1 pseudogene is annotated in these 1,830 nt (G+C 67.9%); it reads left to right on the top strand.

The features are described from left to right. Positions 1-109: 109 nt before the first annotated feature. A pseudogene (locus EN935_RS34105) lies at positions 110-1,830 on the top strand (cobaltochelatase subunit CobN); the annotation flags it as partial.

The raw sequence follows: 1,830 nt of genomic DNA, 5'->3' as shown, positions 1-1,830 counted from the left end.
GTCTCACTCTCGCCCTTGAAGGAAATGGCGCGGCGAGTGCGGTTTCCACGAACGCCAGCGATGCCGGGTCCTTGAGGCTGGAGACGAAGATGGGGACCGGGGCGATGCCGCGCTGGTGCATCGGTTGGCGCGGCTGGCGGGGGCGCAGGCAGAAACTGTCGAGCCGGTCGCGGTCCCAAAAGTTGGCTACTACGAACCCGGCCGCGGCGTCGTCCCCCTCCCCCTCGAGGGAAGGGTCCGGCCGCAGGCCGGGGGTGGGGTCCTCTCCGGAGCACGCCGAGCTAAAGAAACACCGCGCCCGGTCGTACCGACCCCACCCGGCCCTGCGTGCCACCCTCCCCTCGAGGGGGAGGGAAAGGTCGTGCCGATCCTGTTCTACCGCTCGATGCTGCTGGCCGCCGATGTCGCGCCCATCGACGCCCTCTTTGAAGCGCTCAGCCAGCGCGGCATCGCCCCGGTCCCCATCTTCGTCTCCAGCCTCAAGGACCCGGCATCGCTGGCGTTCGTGGAAACCGCACTCGCCGCGCTGAAACCCGCCGCCATCATCACCGCGACCGCTTTCGCGTCCGGCGCCGAACCCGGCGTCGAAACCTTGTTCGACCGCGCCGGCGTGCCCGTCTTCCAGGTCATCGTCGCCACAACCCGCCGCGACATCTGGGAGAACAACCAGCGCGGCCTGGCGCCCGCCGACCTCGCCATGCATGTCGTGCTGCCCGAGCTCGACGGCCGCATCCTCGCCGGCGCCATTTCCTTCAAGGGCGAGAGTGAGACCGATCCAGCGCTTGGCCACCGCGCCTTCGCCAACCGGCCGGAGCCGGATCGCGTGGCGCAGGTCGCGGACCGTGTCGCGGCCTTCATCCGTCTGCAGGAGACGCCCCGCGCCGAGCGCAAGCTGGCCATCCTGATTCCGGATTATCCGAGCGCTCCTGGCCGCACCGGCTATGCGGTCGGCCTCGACGTGCCGTCCAGCGTGCTGGCCATGCTGCACGACCTGAGGGAACAGGGCTATGGCGTTGAAGGGATTCCAGAGACGCCGCGTGGGTTGCTGGATTTGCTGGAAGCCAGCGATACTGGATTGACCTTGGATAGCTACATTGCCTTCTCGACAGAGTTGCCGACTGCAGCAATCGCTGCGGTCGAAGCCGCTTGGGGCAAAGCGGAAGATGAGACGGGTCTGTGCGCCTCGCGCCAACCTTCGCGACCGACCGCCGCCCACTTCCCCTTCCGCGCCACGACCTTCGGCAACGTCACCGTAGCACTCGCCCCAGACCGTGGCCGCTCCGCCGACCGCCGCGCCGACTACCACGACCCAACGCTTCCCCCACGTCATGCGCTGATGGCCTTCGGCCTATGGCTGCGCAAATCGCTCGGCGTCCACGCGCTTGTCCATGTCGGCGCGCATGGCACGCTGGAGTGGCTCCCGGGCAAGACGGTAGCGCTGTCGGAAAACTGCTTTCCCGAGATCGTCACCGGTCCCTTGCCCGTCATCTATCCCTTCATCGTCTCCAATCCCGGCGAGGCTGCACAGGCCAAGCGGCGCATCGCCGCCGTCACCCTTGGCCATCTGCCACCGCCCCTGACCGGCGCCGGGCTCGATGAGGATCAGCACAAGCTCGAGCGGCTGGTCGACGAATATGCCCAGGCCGACGGGCTCGACCGTCGCCGCCGCGACCGCCTGGCCAAGCTGATCGTCGACACCGCGCAAAAGACCGGCCTCGCCTCCGAAGCTGGCGTTGCCAGGACCGACGCGCCCGATGAAGCGCTGCGCCGCATCGACGCCTGGCTCTGTGACCTCAAGGACTTCGCCATCAAGGACGGGCTGCATATCTA

This window comes from Mesorhizobium sp. M7D.F.Ca.US.004.03.1.1 (genome assembly GCF_003998635.1).
GTDB classification, from domain to species: Bacteria; Pseudomonadota; Alphaproteobacteria; order Rhizobiales; family Rhizobiaceae; genus Mesorhizobium; species Mesorhizobium loti.
Note: the sequence above shows the minus strand (reverse complement) of the source record. Positions and strands in the feature narration are given on the sequence as shown.